Consider the following 17,529-nt stretch of genomic DNA (forward strand, 5'->3'; position numbering starts at 1 on the left):
GACGTCAGTCCCTCTTCTCGCCGCGCGACAGATAGTCGTCCAAGGTCAGTGCGGGCGCGCGCCGTCCGGTGTGGTCGGGGCGGCCGGTGTCGGGGCGGTTCGCGCCGGGTGGCGGTGCCGCGCTCACTTCCAGCCGGCCGATCTGTATGTGTACGACGCGCTCGGCCGGCCGGGGCGCGCGCCGTCCCACTCCGTTCAGCGCGGCGCCACGGGCGGTGGCGGTGTCGGCGCCGCGGGGCCGGGCCGGTGCCGCAACCACCGGAAGAGCGGGGTCCGCGGCGCGCGCCACGGGCCCGGGCAGGTGGCGCGGTGCGTCGGACTCCGCGGGCGCCGCCGCCCGCCGGCCCGAGCGCGGGATGTCGGCAGCGGACGGACGCGTTGCCGGCGACGCGGGCACCGCCGGCCGCAGCAGCGGTTCCGTACGCGGTACGGCCTGGACCGCGGGCCGCTCGGGCTCACCGGGCCGGGCCGCCTCGGTCCGTACGACCGTGTGCCTGTCGGTCCGCACCTCCCGCTCCTGACGGACCGACTCGGCCGGTCCGAAAGCGGGCCCCGGCGCGGACGGGATCAGGGCGGCCGGCGCGTCGGGCTCCGGCGGACCGCTCCGCAGCGCCTCGACCCGCTCGAACGGGCCGGGCAGCCGCGGCCGGACCCGCGCCGTGCCGGCGCCACCACCGGCCACCGGCACCGGCGTGTACCGGGCGAGCAGCCGGTCGAAATAGTCAGGCATCTGCGCACAGCTCCAGGTAGTAACGACGCCGCAGCGGGCTGAGCGCCAGAATCTCCGGCTCGTTCCACCCGTAGGCGGTGGCGAGCAGATGGACATCGAGCATCAAGTCCCGTGCCCAGGTGTCCAGTTCGGTCCACAGATAGGAGGTGATGTCCAGCTCGGCCGGGGTGGCCTCACCGCACTCGGGGCAGACGACGTTCAGCGTCACATCGGCCGCCGGGTCGGCTTCCGCCGCCGTCTCGGCGAGCCGCTGCTGTACGCGCTCCGGCAGGAGAGAGGCCAGCCGCTCCGAAGGGACGGCCTCCCCGCCCCGTACGGCTGAAACCGTGCAGCGCGCCACGAGCAGCCGACGGGCCGCCGCCGGATCCGGCACCGCACCGGCCGCCGCGAGGTCGGCGACGGTGGGCAGTCGGAACTCCACCACCCATTCGTCCTCCTCCACTCGCAGCGGCCCGTCCGGTGTCCGCGTCCGGGCGCCCGGCAATGTCGCGTCGAGGCCGAACTCCATGGCCTCGCCGCACGACGCACACTCGACACGCACCTGCATGCGCTCGCCGAACAGCGCCCGGCGCAACGCGAACAGGTCCGCTTCCCGCTCGCCGACCGGCATCGACAGCAACTCGTCGGTGCCTGCCCCCGGGCGGGCCGCCCGGTGCAGCAGCAGGGACCTCCCGGATTCGTGCTGTGCCAGCCCGGCCTCCCAGGTGGCGAGCAGCTCGGCCGGCCCCGTCGGCGTCATCCCTCACTCCTCCGGTGCATTCCGCCGGGGCTCAGGCCGGATGGGTGAAGGAGGGCTCGACCGGCTCCTCCACCTCGTAGTCCCGCTCCCAGCCTTCGCACTCGAGCTTGACGCTCTGGATGGCGACCGCGTTGGCGTTGGCGTCCAGCTCACCGAGCACCTGGTACTCGCTGACCCAGGCCCGGTAGAGCTTGTGCGAGACGGCGACCTGTCCGGCCTCGTTGAGGACCTGGATGATGATGTCCTTGCGGAAGTCCCGCAGCGAGACCTCCGAGCCGAGCCCGGCGCCGACCTGCCACACCTTGTTGGCCCAGCGGTCGAACTCCGGGTCGTGGGTGACGCCGCGCTCGAGCGTGACGCCCTCGAACTCGGAGCGGCCCGGCGACTTGCGCGGTGAGCTGGGGTCACCGCCGTGGCGGTGCTTGACCACCTCGGTGGTGCGCTTCAGAGGACTGATCTTGCTGATGCCCGCGACCGTTCGACCGTCCCAGAGGACCAGGAACTTGAAATTCTTGTACGGGTCGAAGCGATGGGCGTTTATCTGGAACTCAGCCATCGGTTTCCTTCGTGTTCCTTTTCCTAGGGTTACGAGAGGTCGAACTGCCCGGCGACCTGCTGGATCTTGACGATCACGAACTCCGCGGGCTTGACCGGCGCGATGCCGATCACGACATTGACCACTCCGGCGTCGATATCGGCGTCGGTGGTGGTGTCCTTGTCGCATTTGACGAAGTACGCCTCACGCGGCGTGCCCCCCTTGAACGCCCCCTGCCGGAACAGGTCGTTGAGGTACGCCGAGGCCTTCAGCCGGATCTGCTGCCAGAGCTGCTCGTTGTTGGGCTCGAAGACGACCCACTGCAGACCGCGGTAGAGGCTCTCCTCGACATGCAGCGCGAGCCGGCGCACCGGCACGTACTTCCACTCGCTGTCGAGCGCGTCCGCGCCCTCGAGCGTGCGCGCGCCCCACACCAGCGGACCCACCACGGGGAAGGTGCGCAGGCAGTTCACGCCCAGCGGGTTGAGCAGCCCGTTCTCCCGGTCGGTCAGCTTGACGGTCAGCGACCGGACACCGGCCAGCCGCGCCTCGGTTCCGGCCGGCGCCTTCCACACGCCGCGCTCGCCGTCGATGCGGGCGACGACGCCGGCGATGGCACCCGACGGCGGGAAGGAGCGAAGCCGTCCGGTGAGCGGGTCGGTGAGCTGCAGATGCGGGAAGTACAGGGCCGCGTGGTTGCTGCGTACGGGTTCGAAAGCGCCGATCCCGGCCCGTGCGGCATCCACGCTGCCCCAGGTCGAGGGCGAGTCGACGAGCAGGAAGATCCGCCGCTCCCGGCAGAGCTGCTCGGCCGCCGACAGTACGGTGACCATGTCCTCGGTGGACTCGTACGCCGAAAGCTCGGGCAGAGCCAGCAGGTTGACGTCGTCCACGTCGCGCAGCGCCTGGACGCCAGTCTTGCGGGCCTCGCTGCCGATGAGGTCGCGCGGACCGGGCGGGTCGCCGTCCTTGCCGCCCTCCAGCGGGAAGACGGGCGGGTTGACCGAGGCCTCGAGGCCCAGGTCGTTGGCGCATTCGCCGACGAAGCGGACCACGTCGTCGGGGTCGACGGATCCGGCGACGACCTGGATGCGCCGGCCGAAGGCGGTGACCTCGGCGCCGGCGAAGGCGTGCTTGCCGGGAGCGTCCGGCAGCGCGCGCAGCTTGCGCTCCAGCAGGAGGGCGAGTTCGGTGACATCGCTCGGCGGCTCGTCGTCGTGGTCGGGGTCGTGGAGCGTGAACTCACGTTCCACATCGCCGATCTTGACCTTCAACTCGACGTTCAGATTGGGAAGTTCGGCCGCGAAGGGCTTGGAGACAGTGCCGGAGGGGTCGGGCCGGTCCTCGTCCAGAGCCTTCACGCGGACGAGCGAGGAGCCCGCGTTGACGACGGTCTCCACGAAGCGGCCGTGGCCGGAGTTCATCGACAGACCGGTGAAGGACTCGCGGGCCCCGCCGCGCGCGTCGAGGATCTGGAGATTGAACGTCCTGTCCGGAGTCGGGGTGTCGTGGTCGACGGCCACCCGCAGGCCCGAGCCCCAGACGCCGGGCTCCTTGGCGTGCACCTCCAGCACCGGGCACTCGCTGTGCCCCTCGGTGGAGTTGAGCGTGACACAGGCTTCCTCGCCGGTGCCGGCCTTGGCCACGCGGACGATCACCGCGACCGTGCCGCCGTTGCCGAAGAACTGGTGCACTGCGTAGCTGACAGCGCTCTGTGAGGTGAGTCCGCCGAAGCGACGCTCGAAGTCCGCGAAGCTGGTGATCCGCACGGGTTGGTTGAGCGGACCCCGGCGGGTGTGCCCCACGAACGCGGTCACCGAGGTGGTGACCGAGGCGATGGTACGGATGCTGCTGGGAAGTTCCTCGATGTAAACGCCGGGATAGCCCATGTGCGTCGGCATTCCCCCTCCATTCCCTTCGCGCACCAAGAGATGAGGAGGGGATGTGAAGGACGCGCGTATGTACTGAGCACGCATACGCGCTCTCCACTGCATTCCCCCGTCGCACACCCCGTGCGATATCGGTCTCGCAGGGCCATCGGCATGTGCCTGCGCTTGTGGCTCCTGATGCATGAGTGCCTCTGGGGAGTCTGGTTTGCATCTCAACGGTGGGTCAAGAGACCGATTCGGTCATCCGGCCATCACCGGCTCCGGGGGCAATGAGGGGTGATTTGACGTGCTGAGAGTGATATCGCTGATCGAATATGAAGGGGAATTCACGAGCGCTTCACAGGAAAACTCGATCCACGGTGGGAAACAAGCCGAATGGGCGTGGCATCGGCGCGCCGCCTTGTGTCCTGTTGATGATGAATGGCCGCTTTGTTCCACGGCGGGCCGGGCTGCGACGCGGGCGTCACCGGAAGGAAGTGGCCTACTGGGGCGAGGACTTGGACGCGACGCTGACGGGCACGTCGGGGTTACGGAACCATGTGCCCTGCACTGCCCGCTGAATGAGCATCAGGACAACGCCCAGTGCCAGGGCGCCTATGCCGATGACGGACACGCCGCCGGTCCTGCCGAGCAACGGCAGGTCGATGACGGTGGTTCCGTACGCCGGGTCGGAGTAGACGTGGAAGGCCGCGTAACAGAACAGGCCAAGCAGCATCAGGGCGCCCAGTGCGGGGAGGAGGCCCTTCATGAAGAAGTCGGCGGCGCTGCGGGTGAGGACCTTGCGGAAGTACCACACACAGGCGAAGCCGGTAAGTCCGTAGTAGAACGCGATACCCAGGCCGACCGAGGCGATGGAGTCCTCCAGGACGTTGCCACTGATGGCCGTCAGCCCGGCGTAGAAGGCGATCGACGCTATGCCCATGACGACGGTCGACCAAGTGGGTGTCAGGAAGCGGGGGTGGACGCGGGCGAAGACCGCCGGCAGCGCCTTGTGTGTGGCCATCGAGAAGCTGGTGCGGGCGGTCGGCAGGATCGTGGTCTGCGTGGAGGCGGCGGCCGACGTCAGCACCATCAGGACCAGCATCTTCGCCAGGAACCCGCCGAATCCTTCCGTGCCGAACACTTCGTCGCCGAAGCTGCCCAGAACGTCGCCCGCGTTGTCGGGGTTGGCCAGGCCGATGCCCTTGTCGCCGATCCCGGCGAAGGCCTGCGCCGAGGTGGTCACCAGGATGTAGATGAGGAGCAGCAGAACGGTGGAGATGACGGCGGCGCGGCCGGGGGTGCGTTCGCGGTCGGCGGTCTCCTCGTTGACGGAGACGGCGGTGTCCCAGCCCCAGTAGATGAAGACGGCCAGCAGGACGCCCTGCGTCAGGGAGCTGGCGGAGCCGATCTCGAAGGGGTTGAACCAGGCCGCGTCCACGTGCAGCGATTCCGGCGGCGCGTTGCCGCCGTACACCTTCACCAGTGCCATGACGGAGAGGATGGCGAGAAGCAGGAGCTCGATGCTGAGCAGCCATTTCTGCAGGGCCGCGGAGATCTCGATGCCGATATAGCAGATGGCCGTCATCACGATGATCCAGATGACGCCCGCGAGAGCAGTCCAGCCGCGGCTGTCGGCCAGGCCATCTGCTCCGACCAGCTGGAATCCGTACTGGCCCGCGATCTGCGCCAGGTTCGCCATCACGATGATGTCGGCGATGATGATGCCCCAGCCGCCCATCCACGCGGTATGCGGTCCGAAGGCCCGCGCGGACCAGGTGAAAGTGGTGCCGCAGTCGGGGTCCACGGCGTTCATCGCCTTGTAGGCGTAGGCGATGAAGTACATCGGGATGAATCCCAGGATCACCACGACCGGTGACTGGAGCCCGACGGCGAGGACGACGAAGCCGAGCGTGGCGGCCAGGCTGTACGCGGGGGCGGTGGAGGCGAGGCCGATGGCCACGGAGGAGACGAGACCCAGCGCGCTGCCCTTGAGTCCCTTCTCGCCGACCGCGGACGACTGCGGAAGCGGAGGCCTGGGGGTTCCGCCGGGCGCTGTTTGCATGAGGCGGCCTTTCGCCGTCGGCCACGAGCAGCCCGATGCCGGAGCGTGTACGAGCATGCACCGCTATGTATCCGGGATACACCCATTTGTTCCTGATCGAAAGCCGAAAAGTGTTTCCCTGTGGGGGTTCGGGGACCCGGGAACTCCGCCGGTGTTGACGGCGGACGACGCAACCCGTTGACAGGTGTGCGGCGCAGCGGTATCACGTCCCCAGCCTGATTGAGAGCGCTCTCAAGAATCCTCGCGGCCGATCCCGAAGCATCCGGAATCCCCGCGCTCCCTTCCCGTGGTCCGACAGGACGAGGCAGCCATGAGGTTCTTCCCGCACGCCCATTCCGCTCTGCCGCCACCGCTGAGAGTCCGGTTACGCACCAGAATTCTGGCTGCGCTGGCCGGCATCCTCGCAGTGGTCGCGGCCTCCACGGTCAGCGCAACCGGCTCTCACGCCGCCGTCGCCGCGGCCCCGCCGCCACCCGCCGGCTGGACCGAGGTGTTCCTCGACGACTTCAACGGCTCCGGTGGCCTCGGCGGCAACTGGATCTACCGCACCGGCCATTCCATCCCGGGCGGCCCCGGCAACTGGGGCACCGGCGAGGTCGAGAACAACACCTCCAGCACGGCGAACGTCTTCCAGTCCGGCGGGAATCTGAACATCAGGGCCCTCCGCGACGGCGCCGGCAACTGGACCAGCGGCCGCATCGAGACCGCCCGCGACGACTTCCAGGCACCGGCCGGCGGCGTACTCGCCTTCGAGGGTCGTATGCAGCTGCCCAATGTCACCGGCGGCGCGGCCCTCGGCTACTGGCCCGCGTTCTGGGTGCTCGGCCAGCCGTACCGCGGCAATCTGTGGAACTGGCCGAGCGTCGGCGAGATGGACATCATGGAGAACGTGCAGGGCCTCAACACCGAATGGGGCACCATGCACTGCGGCACCAGCCCCGGCGGCGAGTGCAACGAGAAGGACGGCCGGAGCGCCAACACGCCCGGTGGAAGCCCCAGTCTGCAGACCGGCATGCACACCTACCGCGTCGAGTGGGACAAGAGTAAATCGCCCAACGAGATCCGCTGGTACCTCGACGGCCGGCAGTTCCACGCGGTAAACCAGTCCCAGATTTCCGCCGGTACCTGGGCCGCCGCGTTCAACCACGGCTTCTATACGATCCTCAACCTCGCCATCGGCGGCGAGTTCCCGGCGAAGATGGGCGGCGGCCCCACCGGCTCGACGGCCTCCGGAGGCACTCTGGTCGTCGACTACGTCCGGGTGCTCTCCAAGACCGGCGGCGGCAGCGATCCCGGCGATCCGGCTCCGCCCACCTGCGGTCCGCTGCTCTCCAAGAACAAGCCCGCCACCTCCTCCAGCATCGAGAACGCAAGCCTCGGCCCGCAGTACGCCGTGGACGGCAACACCGGCACCCGCTGGTCGAGCGCCCATGTCGACACCGGATGGCTACAGGTGGACCTCGGCTCCGCACAGCCCGTCTCGAGGGTGCGGCTGAACTGGGAGGCGGCGTACTCCTCGCACTACCAGATCCAGCTGTCCACCAACGGATCGAACTGGACCACACCGGTCGACAGATTCGGTGGCGGCGGAATCGACGACCTTGCCGTGACCGGAACGGCGCGCTACGTCCGTATGAACGGGCTTGCCCGCGGCACGCCTTACGGCCATTCGCTCTGGGAGATGGAGATCTTCGGTGCCTGCCCCGGCGGGGGCGACCCCGGTGACCCGGATCCGCCGGGCACCACCACCTGGGCGCCCGGCGTCGCGTATGGCGTGGGCCAGCAGGTGCTCTACAACGGCATCACATACGCCTGCCGCCAGGCCCACACCTCGATCGTCACATGGGAGCCGCCGAACGTTCCGGCGCTCTGGCTCGCCTCCTGACCCGACTCCTCCGCGCAGCGGGACGGCAGCGGCACCACCCTCCCCGGTGGTGCCGCTGCTCCGTGTTCCGTACGGAGTTCCGCGACGGGGGAGTGAGGGCGGAGCGGGCGGTCAGACCCGTCCGACCGCGCCGTGCGGCTGGAACCAGCCGCCGCTGCTGTCCGGTGGCGCGGGCCGGTGCAGGGGCTGAGGTTCGGGATGGGCCTGCGGCGCCGGGAGGTCGAGCGGGCGCGTACGGGCGTCCGGATCGATCCAGGTCACGGGCGGTGGATCGAGGAACTGCTCCGCGTGGGAGACGTATCCGCGCGGTTGCACCGACGCGGGCAGCGGATCGCGGATAAGCGATTCTGCAGGCAGACCGCAGTCGTGGAGCAGTTCGGCCGTCTCCTGCACGAACATCACGGGACCGCAGAGGTAGACGGTTTCGCCGGGCCACCCGCGGCGCGCGCTCAGATTGCTGTGCAGACGTTCCGCGGCCCTCATCCGGCCCTTGCCGCGCTCCTCGTACCACCAGTACGCGCTCAGATAGGGGTGGGCGCGCAGGATGTCGACGAGAGAGCCGCCGTCGTAGAAGTCGGCCTCGCCGCGGGCGACGACGTCGATACGGATACGAGGCGCCGGCCTGCGGGCGAGTAACTCGTCCAGGACCGCCTTGACCGGGGCCCAGCCCGTGCCGGCGGCGATCAGTGTGACGGCCGGGGTGCCGGACGGCGGGGTCAGCGCGGATCCGGAGGCGGCGCCCAGCCGCAGTGTGTGGCCGGACGTCGTGCCGTCGCACAGGACATTGCTGAGCAGGCCTTCGGCGACCCGGCCGATATGGAACTCGAGCACACCGCCGCGGCCGGGGCGGCCGGCCAGGGAGTAGGGCCGCCACACGCCCGGCAGATCCGGGTGCTCGATCGTGGCGTACTGGCCGGGCAGCCACGGGTAGTGGGCGGAAGGGGCGACGCGGATGACGGCCGTGTGACCGCCGTGCAGGCGGTGAGAGACGACAGTGCCGTCCCACCACGCCGGCTCGTTCGCGCCGAGCGAGCTGTGCGCTCCGCCGGTCATGGCCGCGGCGACGAATCCGTACACCCGCAGCCATGCCTTCTCGGTCCGGTCGTCCCAGGTGTGTGTGCTGTGGTAGCGGATGGCGGCGACGAGGCTCTCGCCCACGGCGGTGTAGTCCTCGTCGGATATCCCGAACTTGCGGTGATCCCGGCCGAGTCGGTGCAGGTGTGCGGGGAGCGCGGGGTGGCCGAGATGCTCCACGACCTGTACCAGCGCGGCGAAAAGCCGCTCGTACTGGTCGTCCATCGCGGCGGGGAACAGGGGGCGCAGCCGCGGATGGTGGGTGAAGAGATGCGCGTAGAAGTAGCGCACCACATGGCCGGCCCGGAGTCTGACTCGTTCCAGGCTTGCTGTGACCACATCGATGTCGTCCATGAAATCCCCCGCGCTCCTGCGATGCACTGGCCTGGCCGCGCAGGGTCCGGGGGCGGCAGGGCGGCGCGTCAGCTGAACGCGCGTGAAAGTGCTGAGCGAGCGCACCGTATCAACTCATGGGCGGTGTCGAGCCGTTGTGGCGCGAATTATGTCTCGACTGGAACATTCCTCTTCCAGCCGGGACGGCGACGGCGGCCGCGTCCTATATGCCCTGCCAGTCGGGCTTGGCGGCATAGGTGGCGCGGAAGTAGTCGGCGAGCTTGAGGCTGGAGGCCGCCGCCTCGTCGACCACGACGGTGGCGTGCGGATGGAGCTGCAGGGCCGAGGCGGGCACCAGTGCCGACAGCGGGCCTTCGACGGCGAGCGCCACGGCCTCGGCCTTCGCCTCACCGGTCGCCAGCAGGACCAGATGACGGGCTTCCAGGATGGTGCCGATGCCCTGGGTGATGACGTGGTGCGGGACCTCGTCGAGGCCACTGAAGAACCGGGCGTTGTCCTGCCGGGTCTGCTGGGTCAGCGTCTTGATCCGGGTGCGGGAGGCGAGTGAGGAGCAGGGCTCGTTGAAGCCGATGTGTCCGTCGGTGCCGATGCCGAGCAACTGGAGGTCGACGCCGCCGGCTTCGGCCAGCGCACGGTCGTAGGCGAGGCAGGCGGCCGCGACGTCCTCGGCGGTCCCGTCGGGGCCCATGAAGGAGGCGTCGGTCAGGCCGAGCGGCTCGACGACCTCACGGAGGACCACCGAGCGGTACGACTCGGGGTGGCCGGAAGGCAGTCCTACGTACTCGTCGAGCTGGCAGATCCGGCCGCGGGAAGCGTCCACCTGCGCGGCGCGCACCTTGGCTGCGAGGGCTTCGTAGATCGGCAGCGGAGTCGAGCCGGTGGCCACGCCCAGGAGCGCGTCGGGTTTGCGTCGCAGCAGTTCGGCCATGGCTTCGGCGATGAGCTCGCCGGCGGCGGCGGAGTCCGGAACGATGACAACTTCCACGGAGATCCCTGTCTCTGAAGGCGCAAGTGGTGTAGACCAATCTACCTGGTGGGCGGCGGTTCTGTCGCGCGCCCGTGCCCATGACGCGCCCGCCCCTGGCGACTGCACACGGCGCGTATGAGCGCGCGGCCTCGAAAGCCGTACCCGGAGTGAAACCTGGCGGAAATCCCCGGTGCGGCGGCGGTTCTACGCTCGGATGAGGAACCGCAGGGGACAGGGGAGGGGTGAGTGCGATGGCCGCTGGTCTCGGACCGCAAGCACCGGACCGGAGCAGGCTGCGCTCCGTGAGCGAAGGCGACGCGCAGCTGCGCCACCATGTGGTGCACGGCTACCGCCGCGCGTACCGGATCGCCGGAGAGGGCCCGGCCGTCCTGCTCATTCACGGCATCGGCGACTCCTCCGCCACCTGGGTCGACCTCATACCGGGACTGGCCCGCAGATACACGGTGATCGCACCCGATCTGCTGGGGCACGGAGCGTCGGACAAACCCCGTGCCGACTACTCGGTGGCGGCCTACGCGAACGGCATGCGCGATCTGCTCGGCGTGCTCGGCATCGACCGGGCCACGCTCGTCGGCCATTCGCTCGGCGGCGGAGTGGCCATGCAGTTCGCGTACCAGTTCCCCGAGCGCACCGAACGACTGGTCCTGGTGAGCGCCGGCGGTGTGGGCGGGGAGGTCAATCCCGTCCTGCGGGCCGTCTCGCTGCCCGGGGTCAACCTCCTCCTCTCCATACTCACCCTGCCCGGTATGCGGCGGGGAACCGGCCTCTTCACGGAACTGATCAGGCGGCTGGACACCGACCTCGGACAGGACGCGCCGGAGCTGCTCAACCTTGTGGACGCGCTGCCCGACGCGACCTCGCGCAGCGCCTTCATCCGCACACTGCGGGCGGTCGTCGACTGGCGAGGCCAGGTGGTGACCATGCTCGACCGCTGCTATCTGACGCAGGGGATGCCGACCATGCTGCTGTGGGGATCGCGCGACGGCGTGGTGCCGATGGAGCACGCGTACGGGGCGCACGACGCGATGCCGGGGAGCCGCCTGGAGATCTTCGAGGGAGCGGGCCACTTTCCCTTCCATGCCGACCCGGCGCGCTTTCTGGCGCTCGTCGAGGACTTCATCGAGACCACGCGGCCGGCCGACTGGAGTACGGAGCGCTGGCGGGAGCTGCTGCGGTCCGGGCGCGAGATCGAGGACGTCCTGCAGTTGGCGAGCGAGCGCAGCGCGACCTGATCGGCACGGACAATGGGCCGGGACAGTCGGCAGGGACAATGGGCCGGTGATCTACCGATACCGCGTACTCGGCACCACTCAGGCGCTCCGCCCGGACGGTACCGAGGCACCGCTCAGCGGGGCCCGACTGCGGGCGCTGCTGGCCGCGCTGGCCGCGGGCGGCGGCCGGACGGTGGCCGCCCAGGAGCTGGTCGCCCAGGTCTGGGGCGAGGGCGAGGAGTGGCCCGCCGACGAGACGGCTGCCCTGCAGGCGCTGGTGGGACGCCTGCGGCGAACCCTCGGCAGGACGGCGGTGGAGTCCGTGCCGGGCGGCTACGGGCTGGCGGCGGATCGGGACGACATCGATCTCTTCCGCTTCGAGCGGCTGGCGTCGCAAGGAACCGCCGCACTCGATGCCGGGGACGCAGCAGCGGCGGCCGGTCTGCTGGACGAGGCGCTTGCGCTCTGGCACGGCCGGGCGCTCACCGATCTGCCCGGCAGGGACAGCGATCCACTGGCCGTGCGCGTGGAGCAGCGCCACACCGAGGCGCGCCGCACCCGGCTCGCGGCCGAGGTGGAGCTGGGCCGGGCGCAAGGAGTGCTCGCCGAGATCACGGCGCTCGCCGCCGCGGCTCCACTGGACGAACCGCTCCAGGCGCTCCGGATCCGGGCCCTGCGTACGGCGGGACGGCAGGCCGAGGCGCTGCAGGCGTACGAGGACATACGGGTGCGCCTCGCCGAGCAGCTCGGAACGGACCCCGGCGTCGAACTGCGCGCTCTGCACACGGAGTTGCTGGCACATGACCCGGAAAAGCCCGTCGCGCGAGGCAACCTGCGCGTCAGGCTCACCTCCTTTGTGGGCCGCGAGGCCGAACTGGCCGACCTCGCGGGGCAGTTGCGCTCCCACCGGCTGGTGACCCTGCTCGGCCCCGGCGGCGCGGGCAAGACCCGGCTGGCCATGGAGGCCGCCGAAGCCGCGGCCGGGACATGGCCCGACGGAGTCTGGATGGCCGAACTCGCACCCGTACGCGACGAAGAGACGGTTCCCGAAGCGGTCCTGACCGCGCTCGGGGCCCGGGAGACCCAAGCGCGCGGACCGGCCGCCGCGGAGGCCGCTACGCGCGACCCGCTGGCCCAGCTGGTCGAGTACTGCGGACGGCGGCGGATGCTGCTCGTCCTGGACAACTGCGAGCATGTGATCGACGCGGCGGCCCGGCTGACGGAGGCGGTGCTCACCGGCTGCCCGGGTGTGCGGGTGCTGGCCACCAGCCGCGAGCCGCTCGGCGTCCCGGGCGAATCCGTACGTGGCGTCGGACCCCTGCCGCAGGACGTGGCGCTGCGGCTGCTCGCCGAGCGCGGCGCGGCCGCCCGGCCCGGATTCCGTACGGACGACGACACGGAGGCGTGCGCCGAGATCTGCCGCAGACTCGACGGACTGCCGCTCGCCGTCGAACTGGCCGCCGCCCGGCTGCGCGCCCTTACGCCGCGTCAGATCGCGGACCGGTTGGACGACCGTTTCCGGCTGCTCAGCAGCGGCAGCCGGACCGTACTGCCCAGGCAGCGGACGCTGCGGGCGGTGGTCGACTGGTCCTGGGGCCTGCTCGATGAGGACGAGCGGATCGTACTGCGCCGTCTTGCCGTCTTCTCCGGCGGCTGTGCACTGGCCCAGGCGGAGGCCGTGTGCGGGGCGGGCGTCCTCGATCCCCTCGACCCCCTCGCCTCTCTTGTCGACAAGTCGCTGGTCGTCGCCGTCCCGGACGGTCCCGGCCGTCCGGACGGCATGCGCTACCGGCTGCTGGAAACCGTCGCCGAGTACGCGGCGGAGCGGCTCGACGAGGCCGGTGAGCGGGCCGAGGCCGAACGACGGCATATGAGCGCCTACCGAGAGCTGGTACGCACCGGCGATCCGCAGCTGCGCGGCCCGCGCCGGGCCGAGTGGCTGGAGCGGCTCGAGACGGAGCACGACAATGTACGGACCGCGCTGCGCACCGCCGTCCGCCAGGCGGAGGAGCAGGAGGCGCTCTGTCTGGTGCTGTCCATGAACTGGTTCTGGCAGCAGCGCGGTCACCAGGCGGACGCCCGCACCTGGTCGTCGGCGGCCGCCGGGCTCGGCGTCGACCCCTTCCGGTCGCCGGTACGGATCGCGGTGCCGCTGCCCGCACGCTGCACCGACACTCCGCCGCCCTGGTCCGAGGAACAGCTGTGGGAGGCGCGGCGCGGGGTGCGGCTGATGGTGCTTGCGAGCACCGCGGACGAGGGCACGGCGCTGAGCGAGCCGCAGACGCAGGCGTATCTGCGCGGAATCGTCGCCGCCTACCGCACGGGACTGCCGCAGATCTGCCGGCAGCCGGGCTCCATGTGGTTCTTCGCCCGGCTGATGACGGGCGAGTTCGACGGGCTTGCCGAGACCATGGACGCCATTGTCGCGAGCTGCGAAGAGCCGGATCGGGCGAGCGACCTGAGCCAGGGCTGGGATCTCGGGTTCGCGCTGCTGCTGCGCGCCAAGCTGCTCGGCTACCGCACCGGCGGACTCGAACAGTGCACGAGCGATGCCGACCGGGCGCTCGCGCTGTTCGAGACCGCGGGCGATCTGTGGGGTATTGCCGAGTCGCTGTCCGCCCGCGGGGAGGCGTTCGAGCGGCGCGGTCTGTACGAGGAGGCCGCCGCGGACTTCGAGCGGGCCATGCGGAGCTCCGCCCGCGTCGGCACGCACGCCCAAGTTCCTGTCTTCAAAGCCCAGTTGGCATCGGTGCGACTACGTACGGCCAAGACCCCGGCGGACAGGGAGCGCGCCGAGCGGCAGCTGCTCGAGGCGGTGGCCGAGTCCGGCGATTTCGTGACGGAGGCACTCAGTACGGCCCGGATGCTGCTGACCCAGTACTACGGCCGCACCGGCCGCACCGGTGCTGCCCGGGAACAACTCGTAGAGGTGGAAGGCAAGTTGACTGCCGACTCGCCGGGACTCTTCGGTGGCATCGTGGCGGGGGTGTACGGCTGGCTGGACTGTATCGACGGAGAGTACGGACGGGCCCGCGGCCGGATCGAGGAGGCGGTGCGGCGGCTGGAAAGCCTGGCGTATCTGTTGGACCCGCAGATGATTGTCGATCAATTCCTGTGTGCCGCTTGGGCGATGGCGCATCTGGGGGCGGCGCGGGACGGGGCACGGCTGCTCGGGGCGTACGACCGGGGCAGTCGGCAGCCCGGCGGTCTCGGGTTCCGGCCGTTCGCCGAGGAGAAGGAGCTCCGGCAGCGGGCCGAGTCCGACCTGCGTGCGGTGCTGCCGGGGGAGACGTACGAGCGCGCGTACGCCGAGGGCGGCGGCCTGTCCGCACGGGAAGCCGCCGCCCTGATCTGACCGACCTCAGCCGTCCGCCCGCGCCTGCGCGTCGGCCAGCCGCTCCTGCGCCTCCGCGAGGTCCTCCTCGGTCGGCGCGTCGTCCTGGGTCAGTCGCAGCCGCCAGTACCCGGCGAAGTCGATGTCGCGCTTGCCGATACCGCGTTCCTCGATCAGATGGCGGCGCAGTGTACGTACCGCGCCGGCCTCGCCGCCGAGCCAGGCGAACACCGACCCCGGCGGGAACCGCCCCGCGCGCACGGCCTCGATGAGCAGCTCGCCGTGACCGGCCCGTGCCGCGGCCCGGTACAGCCAGTGCACGGTCACCTCGCCCTCCGTCTCGAAGCGCTGCTCCTCGGCCGCGTCGGCGACCTCGATGTACGCCACGGCCCTCGCCCCCTGGGGCAGCGCCTCCAACACCGTGCCGATCGCCGGCAGCGCCTCCTCGTCCCCGGCCAGCAGCATCCAGTCGGTGGTGCCGAGCGGTACGGCCTTGGCGAAGTACGCCGACGGGCCGTACATGCCGAGCGTGTCTCCGGGCCCGGCCGACAGCGCCCAGCGTGTCGCGGGCCCTGCGTCGTCGTGCAGGACGAAGTCGATGTCGATCGTGGTGTGCCCCGGGTGGTGGGCGCGGATCGTGTAGCTGCGCATCCAGGGCCGCTCGTCCTCGGGGATCGCGTGGTACGCCTCGTACCACCGCATCACATCGCCGTCGCCGTCCTCCGGCCCCGGCAGGCGCGGGCCGCTCTGGCCCGGCCGGGGGAAGTACAGCTTCACCTGCTGGTCGGGGGCGTCGAGAGAGAAGCCTTCGAGATCGGGGCCGCCGAAGGTGATACGCGCCATGTGCGGGGTCAGCCGGGTGACCTCGGTGACCTGGATGAACCGGACCGGCAGCCGCTGCTCCATTGAATCTCCTGACGGTGTGGGTGGGAGGGGTGTGCTGATCACCGTCACAGAGGGCACCTACATGCGACCGACAGGCCGCCTGCACGGGGCCGCGGGCTCGCCTGCTCGGGGCCGCTGGCGAGCCGTCAGCGGAGCTCGACCAGGCGGGCGAAGACCACGACGTTCCCGTCGTACCCGGTCTTCCTCGCATAGTCGCCGCCGCAGGTGATGACCCGCAGCTCCGGCTCCGGGCCGTCCGCGTACACGCGTGCCGCGGGGAACTCCTTCTTGGCGAACACCTCGACGTCGTACACAGCGAACACCGCCCTACGCCCGTCCTCGCGCGGGATCTCGATACGGCTGCCCCGCTCGAGGGCGCCGAGCTCATAGAAGACGGCCGGTCCCGCCGTGTTGTCGACATGGCCGACGATGACGGACGTACCCCGTTCGCCGGGGCTGACCGACCCCCGGTACCACCCGGCGAGGTTGGTGTTCTCCAGCGGCGGAGGCTCCACCCAGCCGTCTGCGTCGAGGCCGACCTCGGTCAGCGGGGCGTCCACCTTGACGGACGGGACGGTGATCCGTTGCGGCGCGGAGTGGGGCACTGGAGCGGGTGCGGGTGGCAGTGGATCGGCCGTGCCGTGCGGGGCCGCGACGGCGGAGCCGGGTTGGGGCGGGCCGTCGGCGACCTGCGTGGATCCGTTACGCAGGAGGAACAGTGCGAGCAGCAGGACACAGACGACCGTGAACCAGGCGCCGCGCCTGTTGTACGTAGGCATAACCCTTCCCTTGTGCTTTCTCAGGCCATCCGTTGGCGCTCCGCCGCGCCCGACCGTCGGGGGCCCGGCGCGGCGGAGCCGCTCTGTGCCCGTCAGACGCTGTCAGCGGCGCGGTGGCGCAGCAGAAAGACGCCGGCGCCGAGCGCGCCCGCGAGGAGCGCGGAACCGACGGCGATCTGCGCGGGGCTCAGATCGGAGACGCTGCCGCCGGCGCCGCCTTTGACGCCTCCGTCGGGCTTCGCCATCCCGGTACCTCGGTCGGGCTTGGTCGTGTCGTTACCTCGGTCGGGCTTGGCCATCCCGGCACCTGCGTCGCTCCCGGTGCTCAGCTCGGTACTCGCATCGCCGCCCGTTTCCGTCCCGGTACCTGTGTCGTTGCCGGTGCTCAGCTCGGTACTCGCATCGCCGCCCGTTTCCGTCCCGGTACCTGTGTCGTTGCCGGTGCTCAGCTCGGTGCCGGCGTCGGCTCCTGTTTCCGTCCCGGCCCCCGCTTCCGTACCGGTACCAACGTCAGCGCCTGTTCCCGTGCCCGTGCGCGAGCCGGAGGTGATAGTGAGGGGGGCGGTGCCCTTTTCGCCCTTGCAGTCGAAGGTGACGTCGTACTTGGCATCGGGCTTGGCGTCCGCGGCGATCTTCGTCGTGGCGGATTGACCTTCGTTGAGGGTGACGGTCTCGAAGACGCCCGAGGAGGCCGTCACGGTCGGCGCCTCGCACTCGGTGGCGTTGAGCGTCACGGTGTCGCCGGGCGCGACGGTCGCAGGGGTGGCGGTGAAGCCGAACGACGTGGCGCTGTTCCCGTCGTCGTCGTCGTCGGCGGCGACGGCGGCCGGGGCGCCGAGGGCCAGCGCGGCGGTGCCGATCAGTGCGAGGGAGGCGACACGTATCGCACGCATGGTGAATTCTCCGAATTCCCGAGGCGCAGCCACGGATGTATTCCGCGAAACGTAAGAAATGCACCTCGATGGAGAAGACGCTATGAGGGCCCATGGGGGCGCCGCATGTGGCACGGGCTGCCCGGCCCCGGTGTGTCACCACCGTCTGCCGCCGTGGTCGTGTTGGTCGTGCCAGGTCACGCGGTATGG

Annotated in this window: 13 protein-coding genes; 3 read left to right on the forward strand and 10 right to left on the reverse strand. The window is 70.3% G+C overall.

Annotated elements, in window-relative coordinates; all coding sequences use genetic code 11:
* Window positions 1-4: 4 nt before the first annotated feature.
* From ACFYXH_RS12105 to ACFYXH_RS12125, 5 genes are all read right to left on the reverse strand, one after another.
* Entirely contained in the window at window positions 5-730 is a 726-nt protein-coding gene (locus ACFYXH_RS12105) for a hypothetical protein (RefSeq protein ID WP_389561977.1), read from the reverse strand.
* Window positions 723-1,469, reverse strand: coding sequence for a hypothetical protein (locus ACFYXH_RS12110; protein ID WP_389561978.1), 747 nt, complete (start codon window positions 1,467-1,469; stop codon window positions 723-725). Before ACFYXH_RS12110 ends, ACFYXH_RS12105 begins: the two co-directional genes overlap by 8 nt.
* 31 nt (window positions 1,470-1,500) lie before the next feature.
* Entirely contained in the window at window positions 1,501-2,025 is a 525-nt protein-coding gene (locus tag ACFYXH_RS12115; RefSeq protein ID WP_030352235.1) for a phage tail protein, read from the reverse strand.
* 29 nt (window positions 2,026-2,054) lie between these two features.
* Window positions 2,055-3,905: a phage tail sheath family protein gene (locus tag ACFYXH_RS12120; protein WP_389561979.1), complete on the reverse strand. Its 1,851-nt coding sequence runs from the start codon at window positions 3,903-3,905 to the stop codon at window positions 2,055-2,057.
* A 469-nt stretch (window positions 3,906-4,374) separates the two neighbouring features.
* Window positions 4,375-5,937: an APC family permease gene (locus tag ACFYXH_RS12125; RefSeq protein ID WP_389561980.1), complete on the reverse strand. Its 1,563-nt coding sequence runs from the start codon at window positions 5,935-5,937 to the stop codon at window positions 4,375-4,377.
* Between the two features lie 310 nt (window positions 5,938-6,247).
* Between ACFYXH_RS12125 and ACFYXH_RS12130 the strand changes: the two genes are divergently transcribed.
* A complete protein-coding gene (locus tag ACFYXH_RS12130; RefSeq protein WP_389561981.1) occupies window positions 6,248-7,822 on the forward strand; it encodes a discoidin domain-containing protein in 1,575 nt (524 codons plus the stop codon).
* A 111-nt stretch (window positions 7,823-7,933) separates the two neighbouring features.
* On the opposite strand, the gene ACFYXH_RS12135 is transcribed toward ACFYXH_RS12130, so the two are convergent.
* Together ACFYXH_RS12135 and nagB are read right to left on the reverse strand one after the other, a co-directional pair.
* On the reverse strand, window positions 7,934-9,250 hold the full coding sequence (locus ACFYXH_RS12135; RefSeq protein ID WP_389561982.1) for a globin domain-containing protein: 1,317 nt from the start codon (window positions 9,248-9,250) through the stop codon (window positions 7,934-7,936).
* A gap of 202 nt (window positions 9,251-9,452) precedes the next feature.
* Entirely contained in the window at window positions 9,453-10,235 is a 783-nt protein-coding gene (gene nagB / locus ACFYXH_RS12140) for a glucosamine-6-phosphate deaminase (RefSeq protein WP_389561983.1), read from the reverse strand.
* 233 nt (window positions 10,236-10,468) lie between these two features.
* Between nagB and ACFYXH_RS12145 the strand changes: the two genes are divergently transcribed.
* Both ACFYXH_RS12145 and ACFYXH_RS12150 read left to right on the forward strand, forming a co-directional pair.
* Complete coding sequence (locus tag ACFYXH_RS12145; protein WP_389561984.1) at window positions 10,469-11,470, forward strand: alpha/beta fold hydrolase; 1,002 nt, start codon at window positions 10,469-10,471, stop codon at window positions 11,468-11,470.
* Between the two features lie 46 nt (window positions 11,471-11,516).
* Window positions 11,517-14,804, forward strand: a complete 3,288-nt coding sequence (locus ACFYXH_RS12150; RefSeq protein ID WP_389561985.1) for an ATP-binding protein — start codon at window positions 11,517-11,519, stop codon at window positions 14,802-14,804.
* 6 nt (window positions 14,805-14,810) lie between these two features.
* On the opposite strand, the gene ACFYXH_RS12155 is transcribed toward ACFYXH_RS12150, so the two are convergent.
* The 3 genes from ACFYXH_RS12155 to ACFYXH_RS12165 form a co-directional block, all read right to left on the reverse strand.
* Entirely contained in the window at window positions 14,811-15,689 is an 879-nt protein-coding gene (locus tag ACFYXH_RS12155) for a siderophore-interacting protein (protein WP_389561986.1), read from the reverse strand.
* 125 nt (window positions 15,690-15,814) lie between these two features.
* Window positions 15,815-16,447: a class F sortase gene (locus ACFYXH_RS12160; protein ID WP_389561987.1), complete on the reverse strand. Its 633-nt coding sequence runs from the start codon at window positions 16,445-16,447 to the stop codon at window positions 15,815-15,817.
* A gap of 92 nt (window positions 16,448-16,539) precedes the next feature.
* Window positions 16,540-17,340, reverse strand: coding sequence for a hypothetical protein (locus ACFYXH_RS12165; RefSeq protein WP_389561988.1), 801 nt, complete (start codon window positions 17,338-17,340; stop codon window positions 16,540-16,542).
* Window positions 17,341-17,529: the final 189 nt, after the last annotated feature.

Origin of the sequence: Streptomyces sp. NPDC002730, assembly GCF_042888805.1 — a bacterium.
Lineage (GTDB): Bacteria > Actinomycetota > Actinomycetes > Streptomycetales > Streptomycetaceae > Streptomyces.